This is a genomic window from Ectothiorhodospiraceae bacterium 2226 (assembly GCA_013348725.1).
In the GTDB taxonomy this organism is placed as follows: domain Bacteria; phylum Pseudomonadota; class Gammaproteobacteria.
On record CP054689.1, the window covers coordinates 1,983,944 to 2,006,124 of the forward strand.

Consider the following 22,181-nt stretch of genomic DNA (forward strand, 5'->3'; position numbering starts at 1 on the left):
AGGTCGCCGCGGGCGAGCTTTTGGTTCGGGAACGCTTACCCCGCCCCACCCAGCCCGCAGCGACGTCATCCCGTTCCCGTTCGGTCTCGCGCGGCGCCTCGCCTCGTCCGTTAGAACGCGCCGCCCAGTGCCGCGTACACCTGGTTGCCGCCGCCCACCTCCCGATCGAAGCCGTGCGCATAGCCCACGCGCACGCGCAGGCCCAGCCGATAGCCGGCGGTGACGTCGAGCACCGCCTCGGCGCCGGCGCCGGGATGCAGGCGACTCGGCCGCGCGTCGTCCCAGGTCGCGCCACCCTCGACGAACAACCGCCCGGACCAGCGGTGCAACCCCAGCGGCGGCGCCATGATGCCGCGCTCAACCAGTGCCAGCGGGAAGCGATACTCGACGCTCGCCAGGCTCATGCGACGCCCGCGCAACTCGGGATGGCCGTCGGCGTAACCGCGCAGACTATAGGAGCGGCGGTTGAACGCCGGACCGGTCGGGGTCAGCGTGTCCACCGCGAGATCGGAGCGCACTCCGCCCAGGGCGAACGGGCGCGGGGTGTCGGTGCCCCAACCCTGTAGCGCGCGCAGCGCCAGCACGTGCGTGCCGCCGAGGTGCAGGTACTCGCGCCAGTCCAGCGTGTACACCTCGCCGCGGTAGTCGCTGTCGGCCACGCTGTGCTCGGCCACCAGGCGCACACGGCGACCGTCCTGCTCGCTGATCGACAGGCGGAAGGCGTTGCTGTCGCGATAGTGCAGGGCGATGCCCACGAGGTCGTCGCGCAGATCGGCGCGCGGCGGCGCATCCTCGCCCAGGCGCCGGTCTTCGCTCAGCTCGTGCACCCCGCCGAGGTACAGGTTCCAGGCGTGGTAGAGGCGGGTGCGCGGCAGGCGCCAGGCGAGCGCCGCGCGGTGGTGGCGGCGCACGCGCTCGAACTCGCCGCCCTCGCGTAGGACCTCGTTGTAGCGGGCGTACGAGAGGAACCAGCGGTCGGAATAGACGTAGGCCAAGCTGCCGAGCAGGCTCTCGTCGCTGAGGTCCACCACCGGCTGCACCGCGTAGTAGTGAATGCCGAGGGGATCCAGTCCGAAGGTGAAGGCGCCGACCTCCTGCACGTCCTCGTCCAGCACCAGGTAGGGAAACCACAGCCGCGGGCGCAGTGCCGAACCGGGCCGATAGGCCTCCACCGGCGCGTCGGCCGCGGCCAAGGGCGGGGCGGCGCGCGGCGCCTCGGGTGGCGGTGGGGTCGGGCGTGCCGTGGGCGCTTCCAGGCGGTAGAGGTCGTAGCCCTGCGACCCGTAGCCGAGATAGTACAGGGCGCCGTCGGCGCCCTCGCTGGGCTGGAAGGCGCCCGTCTCGACCCGCGTCAGGGTTTCCAGCGCGCCATCGCTCAGGCGCAGACGGCGCAGGTCGTACACGCCGCCGTGGTCGGAGGTGAATAACACACTTTGGCCGTCGCGGCTGTAGCGCGGGTGCTGCACGTGGCGGCCGTCGTCGGTCAGGCGCCGCCAGGTCCCGTCGGCGAGGGTCAGTTCGTGTAGATCGCCGCCCGCGCCGCGCGCGCTGCGGCTGAGCAGCAGACGCTCGCCGTCGGGCGCGTAGTCGGGCTGGGCGAACAGCTCGCCGTCGACGCCGCGGGCCAGCACCGCCTGAAAGCGCCCGCGCGCATCCAGCCGATGCAGCTCGCTGCGTCCCGTCTCGAAGCGCACGGCGGCGATGGCGTCGCCGCTCGGGTGCCAGGCGGCATCGCGGTAGCGCGCGCAGTGCGTGAGGCGCTGTGGGCGGCGCGCGCCGTGGGCGAGCAGGTAGAGGTCGTAATAGACCCGGTACTCGCGACATACCTCAGGCTGCGCGATGAGGACGCCCGCCTCGGGGTGGACGCGAATGCGGGCGCCGTCGTTCAGCGCTGTCACCCGGGTCAGGCGGCCATCGGGGCTGCGGTGCATCAGCGCGGGCCGCCGTTGGCCGTCGGCGCGCACGAAGTACACCGAGCCGTCGGCCATGGCCTGCAGGTTGCCGCCCTGGCCGCGCCCGGCATAGCCACCCTCGGTGAGCGCCGCGCCCTCGCCCGGGCCGGCGGCGCGGATCGCGGCCAGTTGCGGTGCATAGCGTGCGTGCAGGTGGCGCTCGAATTCCGCCCACAGGGCCGGGAAGTCCTTGCCGAACACGCGGCGCGCGGTGCCGTTCAACTGAAACGGGATCAGTTGACCGCTGTAGGCGTGGATGAACGCGGCCACGCGCTCCGCGCCGTACTCGGCCTCCAGGAACTGGAAGAAATAGACCCCGTACAGATAAGGCACGGTGCCGGCCGGCCAGCTGGCGTTGGGCACGTTCACCTGAGCGAGCGGGCGCACCCCGTCGCGTACCTCGGTGCGCATCAGCATGTCGAACTCGGCGGCCTCGCCGCGGCCCGCGCCGTGGCCGTGCGTGCCCTCGTAATGGGTGGCCAGGCCCTCGATCAGCCAAGTCGGCTGGAACAGGTTGGGGAAGGTGAACAAATGGCGGCCGAACACGCCGCGCAGCGCCCGCGGGCCGGCGTGGGCGCGGTCCAGGTGCAGCACGTGGGCGTACTCGTGCGTGATCAGCGTGTCCAGCCACTGCGCGCGGTCCTCGGCTTCCAGGAAGGCGCCGGCCTCGGGCGGGCTGACCCACAGCAGCATGAGATTGTACGGATAGGGTGTGGCAAGCCCGTTGGGGAAGTCGGAGGTGTCGGTCAGTACCACCTCGGTCTTCCCGATCGGCCGCCAGGCGAGGGGCTCCGTGAGGCGGCGGTGAACCGCTTCGGCGATGGCGCCCACCTCGCGCGCGAGGGCCTCCTCACCGTGAAAATGAATGCGAAAGTGATCGGTTTCCAGCGTGCGCCAATCGAGCCGCGGGTCCTGTGGCACGAAGGCGTGGCCGAGGGCGGTACAGGTCAGCAGTAGGCAGGCGCTCACGGCGCGCAGCAGGTGAACCATGGTGTCGATCCGTTCGGCGCGCGGCGGCGCCTTGTTCTCGTTGGGGCGCGCGTCAGGATGCGGTGGCGCTGATCAGCTCGTGCACGAAGCGCAACTTGGTCTTGACCGGCCCGGTCAGCGCGAAGGGGTAGGCGTCTTCCAGCCCCATGCTGCGGTTCAAGGCGTTGAGCGCGGCGGCCAGCTGTTCCCAGCGCGCAAGCAGCACGTCGAAGTCGTCCTGGGCGGGCGTATCCGGCGTGGGCGGCGGCGGCACCGGCTCGCCGTGCAGCGCGAAGCCGCAGTGGAACGCGGTGTCCAGGCCGTCGACGATGTGCAGGTAGTGGGCCCAGGTCTCGGCCCAGTCCTCCCACGGGTGGGCGGAGGCATAGGCGCTGATGTAGCGCTCGGCCCAGTCCACCGGCGGCCCCTGCTCATAATGGCGTCGCAGCGCCTCCTGGTACGGCGCGCGCTCGTCGCCGAACAGGGCCCGGTAGGGGGCGAGCCAGGACGTGTTCCACACCAGGCGCTGCCAATAGTAATGGCCGATCTCGTGGCGAAAGTGGCCGATCAGCGTGCGGTAGCGCTCGTTCATCTGCTCGCGCATGGCCTCACGGCTGCTCGGATCGGCCTCCGCCAGGTTGAGGGTGATGACCCCGTTCGCATGCCCGGTCAGCACCGGCTGCTCGCCCACCTCGTCGGAGAACTCCGCGCCGCTGCGGTCCTCGAGAAACTGAAACGACAGCCCGGTGGCGGGATCCTCATCCCGTCCCACCACCGGCAGGCGCAACGCATGCAGGGTATGCAGCAGCCGACGCTTGGCCGCCTCGATGCGGTACCAGCGCTCGCGGTTGGGTGCGGCGGAGAGGTTGGGGATCACCTGGCTCAGGCGGCAGGAGCGACACAGGGGCTGCGGGTCGTCCGCCGCCACCATCCAGTTGCACACGTGCTCGCGCGCATAGTTGATGCACTTGCGGTAGTGCTGCGGCCCGTTCGGCGTGGGCGCGCGCCACGTGCCCGGCGCCTCCTCGTCCAGCGCCACCAGTTCCCCGAGCTCGGGCAGATAGCCGAGGGTCGCGCCGCAGGCCAGGCACAGGGTGTTCTCGAAGTACACCGTATTGCCGCAGCGGCAGCGGAAGTTCTTCATGCGCGCTTGGCGGGTTCGAACTCGAGCGCGGCCGAGTTGATGCAGTAGCGCAGCCCGGTGGGCGGCGGGCCGTCCGGGAAGACGTGGCCCAAATGGGCGTCGCAGCGGGCGCAGCGCACCTCCGTGCGGGCCATGCCGAGGCTGCGGTCCTCGTGCGTCTCCACCGCATCGTCCCGCACCGGCGCCCAGTAGCTGGGCCAGCCGCTGCCCGAATCGTACTTGTGCTCGGCGCTGAACAGCGCGGCCCCGCAGGCCACGCAGCGGTAGGTGCCGGGCTCCTTGTGCTGGTAGTACTTGCCGGTGTACGGGCGTTCGGTGCCCGCCTCGCGCGTGACGTGGTACTGCTCCTCGGTCAACGCCGCGCGCCACTCGGCCTCGCTCCTGCGTATCTTGTCGGTCATGTCGCCTCCCGATGCTCGGCCGGATCGTGAACCGAATGTCTATTAAAGGCCTGAATCGATCCACCGTGGATCCCTCAGGCCACGCGCAGCGAAAAGCGTGGTTCTCGCGTCGCGACGTCATCCATGCATTAGGGCCCCCGCCAACGGCGGCACATCCTGTGCCGTGGGGAGCGCCAAATTGATCAGCGCTCCCTTATTATTGCCGAAGCCCGCGCCAGAAGGATTGCCATGATTTCCATCAACCACCAGATCGCCCTGCCGCCCGAGGAACTCGAGTTCCATTTCATCCGCAGTGCCGGGCCCGGCGGCCAGAACGTGAACAAGGTGGCGAGCGCGGTGCAGCTGCGCTTCGATGCCGCGCACAGTCCGTCCCTGCCGGAACCCGTCCGCGCGCGCCTGCGCAGCGTGGCGGGCCGGCGCATGAGTGCCGACGGGGTGATCGTCATCACCGCCCGCACCCACCGCAGCCAGGCGCGCAACCGCGATGAAGCCGTGCAGCGGCTCATCGCGCTGATTCAGCAGGCCGCCACGGCGCCCACCCGGCGCAAGGCCACCCGCCCGTCGCGCGCGCAGCGCGAGCGCCGCCTGGCCGACAAGCGTCGGCGCAGCGAGCGCAAACGGGCGCGGAGCTCGCCTGGGACGCATGACTAGGGCGCGTCCCGCACCCATTGATTTTCACGGCGTCAGCAGCTTAGGCTAGGTGCCTGCTTCAAGAAAGGGCGTCTGTAGCGGGTGCGGCCTAGCCTAGAAGGCCCGCGCCGGGTTTCAGGCGTTGGTGTCTGCCGGAGAAGGCGGACCCGCGCATGCGAACGAGGCCCCGGTGGGGCTTCGGCGCCGCCTGATAGGGGCACGCCTATGGAAAGGTGGAGGGAGTCGACAGGAGCGCGGCGGGGGCTGCAGGCCGGTCACGCGCTAGGTGCCGCCTGCGCCCTAGCGCTTTGTCTTCTGCTGCTGTCTCCGTTCCCCGTCTACGGCCAAGCGGAAACGCACACCGCGCCGCTGCGTTTCGGCGTGGTGCCGCAGCAGGTCCCGCGGCAGTCGGTGCGCAATTGGATGCCGCTGCTTCGCTACCTCGAGGCGCAAACCGGCTACCCGCTGCAGTTCCAGACGGCGCGCGACATCCCCACCTTCGAACAGCGCCTGCTACAGGGCGAATACGATCTCGCCTATCTGAACCCTTACCACTACATCGTATTCAACGCGACCACCGGCTATCTTCCTTTGGCGCGGGAGAACGTGCCGCTGCAGGGTATCGTGGTGGTGCAGGCCGAGGCCGCGATACGCGATCTGAAGGACTTGCGCGGTACGACCATCGCGTTCCCGGGCCCGGGCGCCGTGGCCGCCACGCTGGTGCCGCGGGCCTACCTCGCGCGACTCGGCATCCCGCACGAGGCGCAGTTCGTCGGCTCGCACGATTCGGTCTACCGCGCGGTGGCGCGCGGTCTGTTCCCGGCCGGCGGTGGGATACGGCGCACCTACGAGGCCTTGGATCCTGAGGTCAGTGGGCGCCTGCGCGTGCTGTGGAGTTCGCCGCCCCTTACGCCCCATCCGGTGGTGGTGCATCCCCGCGTCGAGGCCGAGGCAGTGGACGCGCTGCGGGCGGCATTGCTGCAGATGGGCAGCGACCCGGGGGGACGCGCAATCTTGAAAACACTCGGCTTTCAGCACTTTGAACCCGCCGAAGACGCTGACTACGACGACGTGCGTGCGCTCGATCTCGCGTTGCCGCGCAAGTTGGGGAAGTAAGGGTGTCCTTCCGGCTCAAGACGGTGCTCGGCATCGCGCTGATCGAAGCGGCGCTCTTGCTTGTGCTGATTGTCGTCAGCCTCAATTACCTACGGGTGTCCAACGAGCAGCAGTTCCTGACGCGCGCCGAGACCACCGCGCAGCTGTTCGCGACCACGGCCAAGGACGCGGTGCTGGTCACCGACGTGGCGCTGCTGGATACGCTGGTCGAGGAGGTGCTCACCAATCCCGGTGTGGTGTACGCGCGGGTGCTTGGGGCCGGGCGTGTGTTGGCCGAGGGCGGGGATCCGCGGGCGTTGGCACAGGCCCGCGCGGCCAACCGCTCGGTACGCGATGCGGACGACGGAGTGTACGACGTGCACGCCGAGTTGGCCGCCGACGGCGAAACCTATGGTCGCGTCGAGCTCGGCCTGACGGTGGCGCCGATCCAGGCCGTGCTGCGCGATGCCCGCAACCACGCGCTCTCCATTGCCGGTGTCGAGATGGTGCTGGTGGCTTTTTTCTCGCTGGTACTGGGTACCTACCTCACGCGCCAGCTCGGCGCCCTGCGCAGCGCTTCGCAGCGTGTGGCCGAGGGCGATTTCACTTCGCGGATCCCGGTGCAGGGCCGCGACGAACTCGCTCAGACGGCGTCGGCTTTCAACGCCATGGCCGCGCGCCTGCAAGAGGCGGGCGAGCAGCGGGCCCGCGCCGAGGAGGCCCTGCGGGCGCTCAACGAACAGCTGGAAGAGCGCGTGCGGGCGCGCACCGAGGAACTGGCCGAACTCAATCGCCAGCTGCATCACCGCGCCTTGCACGACGGCCTCACCGGTCTGCCCAACCGCAGCCTGTTTCACGATCGGCTGCACACCCAACTGGCCGCCGCCGAACGCAACGAGAGCCGTTTCGCCGTCGCGCTGCTCGATCTGAACCGCTTCAAGCAGATCAATGACGCCGAGGGGCACGCGGTGGGGGACCGCGTGCTGCAGGCGATCGCGCGGCGTCTGAGCGCCGTGCTGCGCGACGGCGACACCGTGGCGCGCCTCGGCGGCGACGAGTTCGCGCTGATTCTCCCCGCGGTGGTCGACGCGGAGGGTGCGCGCACCGCCGGCAGCCGCCTGCTGGCGGCGCTGTCGGCGCCGTTGCACGTCGCCGAACGGGATCTGCTGCCCGGCGGTAGCGTCGGCATGGCGCTGTATCCCGATCACGGGCACGAGCCGGAGCTCCTGCTGCGTCATGCCGATACGGCAATGTATCAGGCGAAGTTCGCCGGCACCGGGTTTGCCCTGTACCGGCCATTGCCGGCGCCGGTGGACGACGACGAGGCGCAGGCCTAGCGGCGGGCTCTGAGCGAGGGGCAGTGGACGTTGCGCTATCAGCCGCGCGGGGGTGATCGACACCTGGAGACGCTCGATGTCCTGGGCGTGCGTGTGGTGTTGGGACGATGTGCGCGCGCTGCAAGCGATGCAGTGGCGCGCCCTGGTTCAGGAGGCTCACCAGGCCGGCCTGGTGACGGTCGCCAAGGCTGTGGAACGAGTGCGGGAGTGGGAGCCGCTACGGGCCGTGGGCCGCCACGCGGCACAGGCTTATTACGTCGGTCCCCCGGCGCCGGCCGAGAAGGCATTGTTGCTCCTGGCGGTGGGCGCCGCCTCGCCCAAGGCCTCGCGCGCGTAGTCGGCGAGCTGCGCCGCGCGGTGCGCGGCCGTGTGTTCGGCCAGCACGCGGCGGCGAGCGGCCTCACCGATGCGCTGCCGCTCGTCGTCCGCGATTCGCCGCAGGTAGTCGCGCACCTCGCCCGACTCGCGCGCCACCAGGATCTCGCGCCCCGGCGTGAACAGCGTGTCGAGCCCGGCCCACCAGTCGCTGATGATCGGCGTGGCGCAGGCGGCCGCCTCGAACAGGCGCACGCTGGGTGCATAGCCCAGGCGGACCATGTCCGCGCGGGTGATGTTGAGCGTGTAGCGCTGCGCGTTATAGAACGCCGGGTGCTCGGCCGGCGGCAGGTGCTCGGTACGCGCCACGTTGGCCGGCCAGGCGATGTCGGCCGGGTAGAGAGGGCCGGCGACGATCATGCGTAGCGCCGTATCGGCGCGCGCCGGCGTGAGCAGCAGGCGCTCCAGCGGCGGTTGCCGGTCGGCGCTGTAGGTGCCCATGTAGCCGAGGTCCCAGCGCAGCGGCAGCGCCTGTGGCGTGTAGGCCTCGGCGTCCACCGAGCAGTACAAGGCGCGCGCGCGCGGCGCGCGGTAGTGCCGTTCCAGGTGCGTGAGCGTCGGGCCGCCGGTGAACGACAGGTAGATCCCGTAGCCCGGGATCAGCGCCGGAGAGAGATACTCGCAGGCGCCGCGCTTCAGGGCCGCCAGCGTGACCGGTGTATCGATGTCGTAGAACGCCACCAGCCCGCGCGCCTCGCGCTGCGCCCAGCGTCCCACCTCAATGCCGTCCGGTACGTAGGAGCCGACCACCACCACGTCGGCGTCGCGTACCGCATCGGCGTAGCGGTCCTTGAGCTCCTCGAGGCTGTCGTACAGCCGCGTCTGCCCGTAGGGTGGCGCCGGCAGGTCGCGCTGCGCGGCATACCAGGGCATGTCGCGCTCCAGGAACAGCACGCGGTGCCCTTGGGCGCACAGCTCGCGCACCAGGCCACGGTAGGTGGTGGCGTGCCCGTTGCCCCAGGAGGAGGTGATCGACAGGCCCAGGATGACCCAGTTCAGTGCACCGCTCATGCGCCGCCCACCGCGGTCCCGCTAACGCCCGCCGCCGAGCGGCCGTCGAGTAGCAGCTCGAGTTGCGCCGCGCGGTGGGCGTAGGTGTGCTCGGCCAGCACCCGGCGCAGGGCGGCCTGGCCGAGTGCGCGGGCGCGGCGCGCGTCCAGCGCGTCGAGGTGTTCGGCCACCTCGAGCCCGCTGCGCGCCACCAGCACCTCGCGGCCGGGCTCGAAGAAATACTCGATGCCCTCCCAGTGGTCGGTGATCAGGCAGGCGCCCGCGCCCGCCGCCTCGAACACCCGGGTGGCGGGTGAGTAGCCGTAACGCGCCATGCTCTCGCGGCTGATGTTCAGTACCGCGCGCGGGGTGCAGTTGAAGGCATTGTGGTCGCGCGTATAGACGTGGCCGAGGTAGCGCACGTTGTCCGGCCGCGCTTTGTCCTCCCAGCCGCTGCCGCCGAGCAGAAAGCGCTTGTGCGGGAGGCGCGTGGCGCAGGCGAGGAAGAAGTCCTCCACACGCGCCTCGCGATCGGGTAGTCGGTTGCCGAGGAAGCCGAGGTCGGCGGTGTAGCGCAGATCGGGAGCCACTGGGTAATGAGTGCTCGGGTCCAGCGCGTTGTAGATCGGCGTGCAGCTGCGCGCCCCGAGGGCCTCGTACGCCGCGCTCACGGGACGGCCGCCGCCATAGGTCAGCACCAGATCGTAGCGCGGAATCAGGGCGCGGAACGGGTTGTCCGGGTCGGCATGGATCGAGTCCAGCGTGGCGGGGGCGTCCACGTCCCAGAACGCGACCAGGCAGCGCTCATGGCGCAGCGCCAACACCGCGCGTTCGAGGTAGGCATCGAACACGCCGACGCCGCTCGCCTTGACGATCAGGTCGGCGGTCGAGGCCTCTTGCAGGGCACTGTCCACCTCGGCCGTCCCCTCGGCGGCATAGACCACCACGCGCGCCCAATCCGGGTCGGGCATGTCGCGGTGCTGCTGGCGCTCGAAGGCGTCGGGCTCGTAGAAGGTGATGGCGTGGCCGCGCGCGGCGAGCGCGCGCAGCATGCCGCGGTAATAGGTGGCGGCACCGTTCCAATACGCCGATACCAGGCTGGAGCCGAAGAAGGCGATGCGCATGGCTTAAGCACTCGCGCGCCGTCGCGCCTTGCCGATCAGTTCGGCGTGGATGGCCAGCAGTTCGTCCACCCGGTGCGCGCAGGTGTGGCGCGCGCGGATGGTCGCGAGACCATTGGCGGCCAGGCTGTGGCGCAGGTCCGCGTCGGCCATCAAGTTGGCGAGATGGGCCTGCATCTGGTTGCCGTTGCCGGCGACGAGGTAATCCTCGCCGGCCCTGAACAGCCCCTCGCTGTCCTCCCACGGCGCGCTGACCAGCGGGATGCCACAGGCCATCGCCTCGAACGGCCGGATGGTGGGAATGCCCGGCAGGACACGCGCGTACGGCCGCCGCGGTACGTGGACGGTGGCGCGGTAGCGCGCGAACACCTCGGGGGCGCAGTAGTTGGGCAGCCAGCCACGGTAGGCGATGCTGGCTGCGCTGAGCGCGAGGCGCGCGCGCTCGGGGTAGCGTACCCCGTACACCGTGGCGCGCAGGCGCAGGGCCCAGATCGGCGTGAGCAGATACTCGGCGAGCTCGGCGCTGCGCTCCTCATCGCCCCAGTTGCCGATCCACACCACGTCGCCGAGCTTGTCCACATCCGGCATCGGCTTGAACAGGCGCGTATCCGCCGCCTCGTGCCACACCCAGGCGTGCTGCGTCCAGCCGGCGTCCTGGTAGAGATCACGCAGCACCTGGCCGAAGGCGAGCACGCCGTCGTAGTCGCGCAGGTCGTAGGCATCCATCGCGCGCCGGTCGGTCACCGCGCGGTGGTGGGTATCGTGGAACAACAGCCGGTAGCGGCGGGTGCGCGCGCGGTGGCGGCCGATGCGCGCCACCAAGTCATGTTCGTTCCACTCGTGCACCAGCACCAGGTCGGCGCCGTCGAGCGCGACGTCCAGGTCCAGCGTCGCCGGATCGTAGCGCAGGCTGCGCAGCCGTGGATAGGCGGCCTGGAAGTCGTCCAGCGCCGCGGGATGCTCCTTCAGCAGGCAGCGCACGCTCCAGGCGTCGGCCGGTTCGTAGATGCGCACGTCGTGCCCGCGCGCGAGCAGTTCGCCGGCGACGCCGCGCAGAAAGTGCGCGTTGCCGTGGTTCCAGTCGGAGACCAGCGAGTGGTAGAAGAACACTATCCGCATGCCTGTTTCCTTTCCGTGGTGATCAGGTCGGCGTAAAGCCGTAGGTAGCCGGCGCCCATGGCGGCGCGGCTGTAGCGTTGGGCGCGCACCAGCGCGGCGCGCGCCATCGTCACGCGGGCGGCCGGATCGTTCATCAAGGCGGTCAGCGTGTAGGCCAAGGCGGCGGGGTCGTCGGGCGGCACGAAATGCGCTGCGCCTGACCACAGCTCGCGCAGGCTGGGGATGTCGCCCAGCACCAGCGGGCAGCCCGACAGCGCCGCCTCCAGGGCGGACAGCCCGAACGGCTCGTAGCGGGCGGGCAGGGCATAGATGCCGGCCTCGCCCAGCCAGCGCGCGAGCATGACGGGCGGTAGCGCGCCGAGCGTGCGCAGGTGTGCGCAGGGTGCCGTGCCGCCGTCGGGCGATTCGGTGTCACCGGCGACGTAGACCGGCCAGGGCAGGCTGGGCGCCACCTGCGCCAGCGCGGCGATGTTCTTGGCCTCGTCCCACAGCCGCCCGGCCGCCATCACGTAGGGCCGCTTGGGGCGGGGGTGGAACAGTCGGGCGTCGCGCCCGTTGTGGATCACGCGCCGGGTGCGCGGGGCATGGCCCGGCCGCAACCGGCGGCGGCGCTCGAAGGCGCCGTAGTAGCGCTCCAATGCGTCGAGCATCGCCGCAGTGGGGGCGACCACCGCCTGCGCGCCGCGCAGCCCGGCGCTGACCTTGGCGCGGTAGCGCGTCCACTCCGCCGGCGCGCTCTCGCCCTTCACCGCCTGCCACCAGGACAGCACGCAGGAGTGCGCCACCACGACGGCGGGCCGCCCCCAATCGAGCGCCCCGTGCGCATAGCCGTTCAGGTGCACGAGGTCGACGTCGTGCGCCTCGGCCAGCCCGCGCAGCCAACCGCCCGCCTGCGCCACGTCCTCCCAGGGCGCCTCCATCCACTCCAGCCGATACGGCCGATGGTGCAGCCGCAGCCCGGGGATGCGTCCCGCCGCCTCGCGCTGCTCGGCGCTCGGGGCCGGTCCCATGGCCGCCAGTTCCACCGCCACGCCCGCCTCGCCCAACAGCGCGCCGAGCTCCAGTGCGTAGGTCCACACGCCGCCGACGGCGTCGGTGGTCATCAATACGCGGCGCGGGCGCGGATGCGGCGGGCGGCGGTCGAAGGCGTGCATGTGCATGGCTAGCGGTGACGCGCGGGGCGTGCCTCGAGTTCGGTCAGGGGACGCGGGCGCTGCTCCTGGATGTCGCTGAAGTGGTCGAACAGGCCGAGGTAATGGTCCACCGCCCGCTCCCAGGCCCGTTCGTCGGGCGCGCCCCACAGCCGTCGGTAATCCGGCGAGCCCGGGTAAGGGAACAGCGGCACCGGCTCGTTGGCCCACACGCCCGCCTGCTGGAGTTCCTCGCGCCAGGCCTGTACCGCCTGCGGGTCATCCACGCCGCTCTCCATCAGGGTGGCCTGCACGAACGGCACGCTGCACTTGGCGTGCACCAGGCGACGGGTGAGGTCCGCGGTGTCCAGCTTGCAGCGCTTGGCGAGCAGGTCGCGCCCGGCGCTCGAGATGCTCTCCACGCCCGCTTCGATGGACACACAGCCCGCCTCGCCCAGCAGGTCCAGCATGTCCAGGCCCCACAGATCGATGCGCGTCTGCACGCCGAACGTCACGGGGCGCCGGACCAGCGCCTGCAGCAGTTCGCGGTTGGGCAGGAAGATCTCGTCCACGAAGTACACGTACTCGACGCCCTGGGCGATGAGGCCGTCCAGTTCCTCCAGCACCACCGCCAGCGGGCGGCGCCGGTAGCGGTCGCGGTAGTTGTCCTTGGCGCAGAAGGTGCAGCTGTAGGGGCAGCCGCGCGAGGCCTCGAGTTCCGCGCCCGGACCCTGCGGCGCCACGTCGAAGCGGTGGTGGTGATGGGCGTGCCGGCGCACGTAGGCCGCCGGCCAGTGCAGCGCGGGCAGTGCGCCCATATTGGCGGCGGCCGGTCCGCCTTGCACATGCACGCGTTCGCCGCGCCAATAGGCCAGGGAGTTGACCTGGTGCCAGCGCTCGCGCGGCGTGCGCGCGAGTTCGGCCAACACCTCTTCGCATTCCCCCAGCACCACGGCGTCCACGCCGAGCTTCGCGAGCGTGGGGCCGGGCGTGGTGGAGGCGTGCGGGCCTACCGCCACCCAGGTGCCGCCGAGCGCGCCGAGGTCCTGCACCGTCTCCTGCGGGACGCGCAGCTCGGGCGGCGCGCAGCGCCAGAACAAGTAGCTCGGCGCGGTGGTGACCACCGTCATCTCCGGCGCGAAAGCGGCGACGCGCCCGCGCAGCGCGTCGCGCGTGAGTCCTTCCATGTGGGCGTCGATCAGTTCGACCTCATGGCCCTCGCGCTCCAACAGGGCGCGGGCGTAGCCATACTCCAGCGGCAGGTGGGGTTCCTGGCAGCCGAAGTAAATGCTGCCCGTGAAGCTCCAGTTCGGATTGACGAGTGCGATCTTCATAGCATCCCCTCGCTGGCGACGCGCTGAGCGGCGGCCCCGAAGCGCGTCTCCAGCAGCCAGTTGTAGAGTTGTTTGACGCCCGCGGCGGGGGCGATGGTCGGCCGCCAGCCCGTGGCCGTCTCCAGGGCGCGCGTATCGGAGGCGTAATAGCGTTGGTCGCCGGGGCGCCATCCGGCGTGCGTCACCGGCGGGCGCTGGCCGTGCAGGCGACCGATGAGCTCGATCAGCTCACGCAGGCTGAGCGTGTGGCGCGCCCCGCCGCCGATGTTGAACGCCCGCCCGCGCAGCGCGTCGATGCGCCCGCGCACCGCGAGCAGCGCCTGTACCAGGTCGTGCACATGCAGCACGTCGCGCACCTGCTTGCCGTCGCCGTACACGTTGAGCGGGGTCCCCTTGATGGCGCTGATGAGAAAGTGCGCCACCCAGCCCTGGTCTTCGGTGCCGAACTGGTGCGGGCCGTACATGCAGCTCATGCGCAGCACGGCGGTGGGCAGGCCGTAGGTGCGGCCGTAATCGATCACGTATTGGTCGGCGGCGCCCTTCGAGCAGCCGTAGGGGCTGTGAAAGTCGAGCGACCGCTCGTCGATGCCGTGGGCGCGTATGGACGGGTCGGCCGGCAGGTAGCGGGTGTCCTCCTCGACCAGCGCGAGGTCGCGCAGGCCGCCGTACACCTTGTTGGTCGAGGTGTATATCAGCGGCACCGGGGTCGGCTGGGCACGCAACGCCTCGAGCAGATTGAGCGTGCCGCGCGCGTTGACCTCGAAGTCGTCCACCGGATCGTGCAGGCTGGTGGTGACCGCGGTCTGGGCGGCAAGGTGAAACACGCTGCCGACGCTCTGCACGCAGTCGCGCACCGCGTAGCGATCGCGCAGATCGGCAACCGCGACCTCCACGCAATCGGGATAACGCTCGCGCAGCCAGGCCAGATTCTCTTCCACCCCTGCGCGGGAGAGGTTGTCGAGGATGCGCACCGGGTGGCCCTGTTCGCACAGGAGCGCGGCGAGGTTGGTGCCCACGAACCCCGCCCCGCCGGTGATCAGCGTCGGCGCGTCGGCGCGCCGCGCGCGTTTGGCCGCGGGTCGGGTGAGGGCGTCGACCCGCCGCACGGAGGGCAGTCCCCCGTCGGCCCACACGCGCGCCAAGAGTTTCGGGCGGCCGTCGGCGCGCTGGATGCCGAAGTGGTACTCGCGCTCGTCGGTGTGAAAGCCGTCCACCGTCGGGCGGCTCTCGTGCAGGTCGTAGGCGCCGTACCAGTACAGGCGTTCGGCGGGCGCCTCCAAGGCGCGCAGAAAGGCCTGCAGTTGACCGAACTCATCGTGGCGCCACGTGGAGTAGCCGGCTTCGGTGATCCACACGCGCGCGTGCGGCGCGCGCCGCGCGAGCACGGCCTGCAAGCTTTCGACCGCCGGCGCCCAGCCCTCCCAGCCGCTGTACTGCCAGGTACCGGGGAAGCCATGCAGACCGACGGCATCGACGTAAGGCAGCAGGCCGTAGTCGGCGATCAGGTTGAGCCACTCCGGGTCGGCGGGGCACATGCCGCCGAGCACGACGCGTTTACCGCGCTGCTGCGCCCAGTAGGCCGCACCGCCGACCATGTGCGCGAACCGCTCCCAGCCGGGATCGAGCCCCCAGTCCCATTCGCTGAGGTTGGTGGGCTCGTTCCACAGTTCCACCCACTCGAAGGCTTGGCCGTAGCGGGTGATCATCACGTCGAGGAAATCCGCGTAGGCCTTGGGATCGCGCGGCGGCGCGCTGGTGCGCGGGGCGATGCCGAGCGATGGCGGGGTGTAGAGGAAACAGGGCAGCAGCTCCACCTCACGGCCGAGGCGCGGCAGCAGCCACGCATACCACTTCTCGCCCTCGCGGGTATGACAGTCGGCCCAGGAGACGCCGGTGCGCAGGTGCTCGACGCCCCAACGGCGCAACTGCTCCAGGGTCTGCTCGACGCGCTCGTGCTCGCCCGGTTGGAACCACTCGAGGATGCCCAGCGTGGGAACGGGCGCGGGCCGTGCGGGCGGCGTCATAGGGCCAGCCCCCGCGCCTTGAGCTCCGCGCGGGCCTGCGCCACGCGGTCCACCGCCACCTCGCCCTCGACCCATTGCGCGAGTTCCGCCAGTCCCTCATCGAAGGACTTGCGCGGGCTGTAGCCGAGCAGGTCGCGGGCGCGCGCGATGTCGGCAAAGCAGTGGCGGATGTCACCCGTGCGAAACTCGCCGGTGATCTCGGGCACCACGTCCTCGCGCCCCAGCACCCGGGCCAGGCGCTCGGCCACCTCGGCGACGGTGTAGTGCTGCCCGCTGCCCACGTTGAACACCCGACCCGGTGCCTGCGCAGATTCCAGCGCGAGCCGCAAGGCTTGCACCACGTCGGAGACGTGCACGAAATCCCGCTGCTGGCGTCCGTCTTCGAAGATCAGGGGTGGGTTGCCGTTCTGCAGACGCGAGGCGAAGATCGCGAGGACCCCCGTATAGGGATTGGACAGCGCCTGGCGTGTGCCGAATACGTTGAACAGCCGCAGGGCCGCCGTGGGGATGCCGTAGGCCTGGCCCACCATCAAGCACAGGCGTTCCTGGTCGTACTTCGACAAGGCGTAGACCGACGACAGCGCGGGCGGTTTCTCCTCCGGCGTGGGGATCGGGCGCAGTGAGCCGCTGCCGTCCGGGGCGGACAATTCCCACTGACCGACACGCAGTTGGTCCAATTGGCGCTCGGCGCCGGGCACCGGATCGCCTTGCGGGTCGAGGTACTGACCCTCGCCGTAGATACTCATGCTCGAGGCCACCACCAGGCGTTCGATGGGCCGTTCGATGAGCGCCTCGAGCAGCACGCCCGTGCCGCGCGTGTTGACGTCCAGGTAATCGGCCACCTGGTACATGCTTTGCCCGACACCCACCAGGGCGGCAAGGTGAAATACGGCGTCCACACCGTCCAGCGCCGTGCGCACCGCCTGCGGGTCGCGCACGTCGCCGATCTGCAGTTCGACGTCGTCGTTCAAGTAGCCCGGGGGGTGGGCGTCGGCGCCGTGGACTTGCGGCGAGAGGTTGTCCAGTACGCGCACGCGGTAGCCGCGTGCCAGGAGATCGTCGGCCAGGTGCGAGCCGATAAAACCGGCGCCCCCTGTTATGAGAACGTGTGTTGCCATCAGTGCTCCTTCCGTGAGCGAGTCAACGTCCGTGTTGGCGGGGCCCATCCTGGGCTCCGGTCGGGAGGCGCTGGCCGGCCTCCCTGGGCAGGCGCCGTTTACAGCGGCTGCGCTGCCGGTCTCAGAACCAAGCGGTTGAGCGCCACCTCCCGTGGCCGCGTCAGCGCGTACAGCACCGCGTCGGCTACGTCCTCGGCGGCCAAGGCACCCCATCCGATGGTCGCCGGTGTCGGTCCGTGTCCGGCGTCGAAAAACGGCGTGTCCACGACGCCCGGCGCGACGCTCAGCACGCGCAGCTGCGGTTGCACCTCCAGGCGCAGGGTCTCGCCGATCATGTCCAGCGCGGCCTTGCTGGCGCCGTAGACCGCGCCGTAGGGATAGGCGTGGCGCGCGGCGACCGAGGACATCAGGACGATGTCGCCTTCCGCGCGCGCGAGCATGTCGGGCAGGAAGGCGCGCAGGACGCGCAACACCCCGACCACGTTCAGGTCGAACAGCGCGGCCCATTTGGCCGGGTCACCCTCGGCGAGACGTTCGTGCAGATGAGCGCCCGCGCACGGGGCCAGCACCGCGGGGGTGTCGAAGTTCGATCGGATCCACGCGTACAGCGTGTCGATATGGTCCGGGTGGGTGACGTCGATGCGGCGGTGGTGTATCGCGGGGGGCAGGTCGATCGGCGTCTGCACGTCGGCCACCACCACGCGCATGCCGGCGCCGTGTAGCGCCAGCGCCAGTGCCCGCCCGATGCCCGAGGCGCCGCCGGTAATCAACGCGACCTGCCCGTCGAGGCGGGCGTTGTCCCCTCCGTGGGTCATCCTTCCCCCTCAGTACACGCTGCTACTGACCATAGCACAGGGCATTAGCAGCTGCTGCTGCTGCTACGGGGCATGCGCTGGCCGGCGTTAGCCGGGCCAACTGCCTGAGCGAAAGAGAATTAAAGGGGGTGTGAGGGGGCGGTGCGCACCAGGTGCTCGAGCACGTCGAAGCTGGCCGGTTTGAGCACGTGGTGGTCGAAGCCGGCACTCTGGGTGCGCTGCGCCATCTCTTCCTGACCGTACCCGGTGAAGGCGACCAGCGACATGGGCCAGTCGGGATGGCGCGCCCGCAGTCGCCGTGCCACCTCGAAGCCGTCCATGCCGGGCAGGCCGACGTCGAGAAAGACGATTTCCGGGCGAAACTCGGTGGCGCATGCCAGCGCCTGTTCGCCGTCGGTGGTAAGCCGTACCTCGTGGCCCATGGCCGACAGGAGCATGACCAGCGACTCTCCCACGTCCGCGTTGTCGTCCACCACCAGCACGCGCCGGGTGTCTGCCGTAGCGGGCTGCGCCGCGTCGCCGCTCGGCGCGCCCCGCGCCGGAGCGAACAGCGGCAGGCGGACCATGAACTCGCTGCCGGCGCCGAGCCCGGGACTGCTGGCGGTCACGTCGCCGTTATGCATCTCCACCAGGGTGCGTACCAGGGTCAAACCGAGGCCGAGCCCGCCCTCGCTGCGATCCAGCGAGCGCTCGCCCTGCGAGAAGAGGTCGAAGATACGTGGCAACAAGTCTTCGCCGATGCCGATACCCGTGTCGCGCACCCGGATCACCGCCCACTCGCCGTCGCGCTCGCCCCGTATCCGAATCGAACCGCCGTCCGGGGTGTACTTGGCGGCGTTGTTCAGTAGGTTGCCCAGCACTTGTACCATGCGTGTGGCGTCGGCCTCGACGGTCAGTTCCCCGTCGCAGATATCGACCTGCAGCCTGTGCCCGTGAGCCTCGATGAGCGGCCGGCTCGCCTCCACCGCGCCCTGTACCAGATCCTCCAGCGCTAGCGCCTGCTTTTGCAGTGCGATGCGCCCGCGGGTGATGCGCGCGACGTCCAGCATGTCGTCGACCAGGCGGGTGAGGTGATCGCCTTGGCGGGCAATGATGTCCAGACCCCAGCGCGTGGTGTCGTCCAAGGTCTCACGCCGCATGCGCAGCAGTTGCACCGCGTTCTGGATGGGGGCCAGCGGGTTGCGTAACTCGTGAGCAAGCATGGCAAGAAACTCGTCTTTGCGTTTGTCGGCCACCGCGAGCTGCTCGGCCTGTTCGCGCAGCGTCGCCTCGAGCCGCATGTGGTGGGTAATGTCGACCATGGCGCCGGTAATGCCGATGATGTCGCCGCGCGCGTTACGAACCGGTTCCACGGTCAGGTCGTAATAGTGGTCGCTGCGCTCCTCGCTGACGCGGATCTCCTGGCGCAGGCTGGCGCCGGTGTCCAGCACGCGCCGCTTGAGGGCCTCTATCTGAGCGGCATCTTCGGCCGCCATGATGTCGGCATCGCGCCGCCCCAGCACCACGCGGCCGCGGCTGAGGTGCCCATTGGGGTCGTGCAGCCAGGTGTAGCGCAGCTCGCGGTCCTGGTTGAAAACCACCACCGAGGTGCTCTTGAGGGCCGTGAGGAAGCGCTCCTCGCTGAGCCGCAGCGCCTGCTCGACCTGCTTGCGCGCGGTCACGTCGGTGCAGATACCGGCCATGCGCAGCGGGCGTCCGTCCTCGTCGTAGAACACGCGGCCCTTGTCCTCCACCCAGCGCACCGTGCCCTCGCGCGGCATCAACCGGTACTCGGTGAGGTAATCCTCGCGCCCCTCGACCGCCTGCTCGAGCGCCCAACGCATCGGCGCGCGATCCTCCGGGTGCACGTGCTGGAGGAACTCGTCCAGGGTGCCGCGGAGCCCGCCCGGCCGCAGACCGTAAATCGATTCGATCTGACACGACCAGTCCAGGCGTCCGCTGGGTATGTCCCAGTTCCACGTGCCGACCTGCGCCGCCTCCAGAATGAAGCGGAGATTCTCCTCGCTGTCGCGCAGTGCGTGTTCGGCGCGCGTACGGTCGGCCAGTTCGCGCTGCACCGCCTGGTGGAGCAGGGCGTTGTCCATCGCCAGCGCGGCGCGCCGCCCGAGCTCTTCCACGAACTGCACGTCCTGTTCGCCGAATGCCGGACTGGTACCGGCACGCACCACCGTGAGGACGCCCAGGGTCCGGCCGCGTGCGCGCAGCGGCACGCTGATGTAGGAGCGGATGTCGAGGGCGCGCAAGGCGCGCAGGTGCGCCTCGTCGTGTGCATAGCTCGCCAGAAGCTCGTCAGTGAGCTGTGCCTGCCAATGGGTGCGTCCCGAATGCAGCGCCGCGGCGGCGCCGCCGATGGCCTGCGGGCCGGCCGGATAGCGGCGCGAGATTTCGTACACCGACGCCACTTTGGCGGGATCGATGTGGCGCACGGCCAAACGGTGCAACTCATCGTCCTCGACCAGGTCGACCGCGCACCAGTCCGCCACGCGCGGTACCATCAAGTCCGCCGCCTTGATGAGGATGGCTTCGTACTCCAGCGAGGAGGTCAGTTCGACATTGGCGTCGGCCAGAAAGCGCAGCGCCTGCTCCCGTTCGGCGAGCGCGGCCAGCGCCTCCTCCAACTCGCGTCGTGTGGCCTGCTCGCGTTGATACAGGGCCAAGCGTTCGCGCTCGACATTGCGCTGACTCGTTTGGTCGCGCGTTACCGCGAGCACGTTGTGAATGGCGCCGTCCTCGGAGCGTTCGGGCACCAGACGTGACTGAAAGTAAACCGGCCCTTCAGGGCCGGCATATTCGAACTCGATGTTCACCTCGCGCCCGCGCGCGAAGACCTCGTCGAGCGCGGCTTCCCAAACGTCGCAGAGGTCACCGGGCAGTCCCATCTCGCGCACGCTCTTGCCGACGCAGCCGCTGCTGGGGATCTTGGTGTAGGCGGTCACCGCGCGGTTGACGTATACGTGACGGTACTGGCGGTCGAAGCGCGCGACGATGTCGGGCGTATTCTCGATCAGGGTGCGCAGGGCTTGCTCGGCGCGCCGGCGCAGGATGAAGTGGCCGATCTCGCGCCCCGCCTCGTCCATCATGTCGAGCAGCGTCGGGTCCACCTCGACCGGATGGCGGCGGTAGAACTCCAGCACGCCCAGGCATTCGGCCTCGCTCTGAATGGGGAACGCGGCGCCGGTGTGCAAGCCCGCCACCGCGGTCTCGCCCGCGAAGGGAAAGTGCGGGTCCTCGCCGAGATCCTGAACGATGCACGGCGCCTGTGTGGCCCACGCGCGGCCCGCGATACTCTGCCCGGCGCGCAGGCGCACGCCGCGCATGATGCGCCCGAAGTTGTCCAGTGCACCGTCGGGTTCGTGCACCGCCACCACCGGGGTCAGCACGCCCTGGGTCGACTCCACGCGCCACAGCACCGCATACCGAGCGCCCATGCACGCCATCAGGATGTGCAGCAACTCGGCGCTGACGGCGCGCAGGCTGTGCGCGTGCGCGAGCAGTCGGGTAATCGCGTGCTGCGCCTCCCGATAGCGCCGCGATTGGCGCTCGGCGCTGACATCCTGCAGGACGCTGTTGATGCCGATCACGCGCCCGTGCGCGTCCCACAAGGGATGGAGACTCATCAGCCAGCGGCGGGGCAGGCCCTCCCTTTCCCAGGACACCTCGAGCTCCGTGTCGAGCACCGGTTCACCGCTCGTCAGCACCTGCCGATAGTAGGGTTCCAGGCACGGCGCGAGCGCGGGCGCGATCTCGTCCAGGCGGCGCCCGGCGTGTGCCTGCGGCGCGAGTCCGGAAAGCGCCGCGACGCGCGCGTTGACCCGCTGCAGGCGCAATCCGGCGTCGACCACGAACTGGGCGGCGGCAGTCGAGGGGTATGGTGCCGGCGCTTCCTGCACCGTTCCGGGGGCGGGTAGCACCGCGGTGAGGCCGGAAAAGGCCAGCACGGCGCACAACAGCTCGCCGTCGGCCCCGATGACGGCGTGACCGGTGCACAGGCACTCGTAACGGATGCCGCTGCGCCGGTGCGTGATGCGGTAAGGCTGCTGGGTGAACTGCTCGCCGCGCAGCAGGCGCGCGAAGGGCCATTCGTCGGCGGAAAGCGGGCTGTCGTCCGGGCGGCGCAGTTCCAACTCGGCCGCGAGCGTGTGTAGGTGAAGCGGATCATCGCTCAGCCGCGCCAGTTGCCGCACCTGCGCGCTGATGGTCAGTATGCGGCCTGCCCCGTCGGCCACGATCAGCCCAGGGGTATCCCGTGCGGCGCCGGCGGTCACCGTGACGTCTGCACAATCCCTCGAAAATGCCGCGTCCCAAGCGTCTAAATGCGCGTCGGCCGCGTCTGCGTGTCCTGTCGCCATGCCAGCTCCCCCCAACCAGGTGGCGGCGTTGGCATGGTAGCCACAGTTCACGCCGACCGGGAAGGAATCCTCGAACGTCCCAGCGTACCGCGCCCGAGAGAGGGCGTAAAGCGGGCGGCGTTTACGGAGTTTCGGTCTACAGGAAAACCCTTACGACAAGCGTCCAATGAATCTCGTGTAGTACAAGGTCGGGGTGAACCCGCCTGGATTCCTCAGACGAAGCAAAGCGCAAAGCGCTTTGCTTCATGATTCCTCGATGATGCGGCGTCCGGCTTATG

At 70.0% G+C, this 22,181-nt stretch carries 15 protein-coding genes; 3 read left to right on the top strand and 12 right to left on the bottom strand.

Annotation, left to right across the window (positions count from 1 at the left end):
* Window positions 1-110: 110 nt before the first annotated feature.
* The 3 genes from HUS23_09585 to msrB are packed head-to-tail and all read right to left on the bottom strand — an operon-like array spanning window position 111 to window position 4,466.
* Window positions 111-2,942, bottom strand: a complete 2,832-nt coding sequence (locus HUS23_09585; protein ID QKT04050.1) for a hypothetical protein — start codon at window positions 2,940-2,942, stop codon at window positions 111-113.
* A gap of 52 nt (window positions 2,943-2,994) precedes the next feature.
* Complete coding sequence (locus HUS23_09590; GenBank protein QKT04051.1) at window positions 2,995-4,065, bottom strand: putative zinc-binding peptidase; 1,071 nt, start codon at window positions 4,063-4,065, stop codon at window positions 2,995-2,997.
* Window positions 4,062-4,466: a peptide-methionine (R)-S-oxide reductase MsrB gene (gene msrB / locus HUS23_09595; protein ID QKT04052.1), complete on the bottom strand. Its 405-nt coding sequence runs from the start codon at window positions 4,464-4,466 to the stop codon at window positions 4,062-4,064. Before msrB ends, HUS23_09590 begins: the two co-directional genes overlap by 4 nt.
* A gap of 228 nt (window positions 4,467-4,694) precedes the next feature.
* Here msrB and arfB point away from each other — a divergent pair, with 228 nt between their 5' ends.
* The 3 genes from arfB to HUS23_09610 all read left to right on the top strand — a co-directional run bounded on the left by arfB (window position 4,695) and on the right by HUS23_09610 (window position 7,528).
* A complete protein-coding gene (gene arfB, locus HUS23_09600; GenBank protein QKT04053.1) occupies window positions 4,695-5,117 on the top strand; it encodes an aminoacyl-tRNA hydrolase in 423 nt (140 codons plus the stop codon).
* Window positions 5,118-5,321: 204 nt separating this feature from the next.
* Complete coding sequence (locus tag HUS23_09605) at window positions 5,322-6,212, top strand: phosphate/phosphite/phosphonate ABC transporter substrate-binding protein (protein ID QKT04054.1); 891 nt, start codon at window positions 5,322-5,324, stop codon at window positions 6,210-6,212.
* 2 nt (window positions 6,213-6,214) lie between these two features.
* The gene (locus HUS23_09610) at window positions 6,215-7,528 is read left to right on the top strand and encodes a diguanylate cyclase (protein QKT04055.1); all 1,314 of its coding nucleotides are present in this window, start codon (window positions 6,215-6,217) and stop codon (window positions 7,526-7,528) included.
* Between the two features lie 252 nt (window positions 7,529-7,780).
* Here HUS23_09610 and HUS23_09615 read toward each other — a convergent pair whose 3' ends face one another.
* From HUS23_09615 to HUS23_09655, 9 genes are all read right to left on the bottom strand, one after another.
* Complete coding sequence (locus tag HUS23_09615) at window positions 7,781-8,914, bottom strand: glycosyltransferase (protein ID QKT04056.1); 1,134 nt, start codon at window positions 8,912-8,914, stop codon at window positions 7,781-7,783.
* A complete protein-coding gene (locus HUS23_09620; protein ID QKT04057.1) occupies window positions 8,911-10,017 on the bottom strand; it encodes a glycosyltransferase in 1,107 nt (368 codons plus the stop codon). The genes HUS23_09615 and HUS23_09620 overlap by 4 nt, the downstream gene beginning before the upstream one ends.
* A 3-nt stretch (window positions 10,018-10,020) precedes the next feature.
* On the bottom strand, window positions 10,021-11,133 hold the full coding sequence (locus tag HUS23_09625; protein QKT04058.1) for a glycosyltransferase: 1,113 nt from the start codon (window positions 11,131-11,133) through the stop codon (window positions 10,021-10,023).
* On the bottom strand, window positions 11,124-12,236 hold the full coding sequence (locus tag HUS23_09630; protein ID QKT05033.1) for a glycosyltransferase family 4 protein: 1,113 nt from the start codon (window positions 12,234-12,236) through the stop codon (window positions 11,124-11,126). Before HUS23_09630 ends, HUS23_09625 begins: the two co-directional genes overlap by 10 nt.
* A gap of 59 nt (window positions 12,237-12,295) precedes the next feature.
* Window positions 12,296-13,597, bottom strand: a complete 1,302-nt coding sequence (locus HUS23_09635; GenBank protein ID QKT04059.1) for a TIGR04295 family B12-binding domain-containing radical SAM protein — start codon at window positions 13,595-13,597, stop codon at window positions 12,296-12,298.
* Window positions 13,594-15,621, bottom strand: a complete 2,028-nt coding sequence (locus HUS23_09640; protein ID QKT04060.1) for a GDP-mannose 4,6-dehydratase — start codon at window positions 15,619-15,621, stop codon at window positions 13,594-13,596. Before HUS23_09640 ends, HUS23_09635 begins: the two co-directional genes overlap by 4 nt.
* Window positions 15,618-16,739 (bottom strand): NAD-dependent epimerase/dehydratase family protein, encoded by a 1,122-nt coding sequence (locus HUS23_09645; GenBank protein QKT04061.1) that lies wholly within the window; start codon window positions 16,737-16,739, stop codon window positions 15,618-15,620. Before HUS23_09645 ends, HUS23_09640 begins: the two co-directional genes overlap by 4 nt.
* Window positions 16,740-16,837: 98 nt before the next feature.
* Complete coding sequence (locus tag HUS23_09650; protein QKT04062.1) at window positions 16,838-17,554, bottom strand: SDR family NAD(P)-dependent oxidoreductase; 717 nt, start codon at window positions 17,552-17,554, stop codon at window positions 16,838-16,840.
* Between the two features lie 119 nt (window positions 17,555-17,673).
* Window positions 17,674-21,903 carry a PAS domain-containing protein gene (locus tag HUS23_09655; protein ID QKT04063.1) on the bottom strand — a complete coding sequence of 1,410 codons (4,230 nt, stop codon included), beginning with the start codon at window positions 21,901-21,903 and terminating at the stop codon, window positions 17,674-17,676.
* Between the last annotated feature and the right edge of the window lie 278 nt (window positions 21,904-22,181).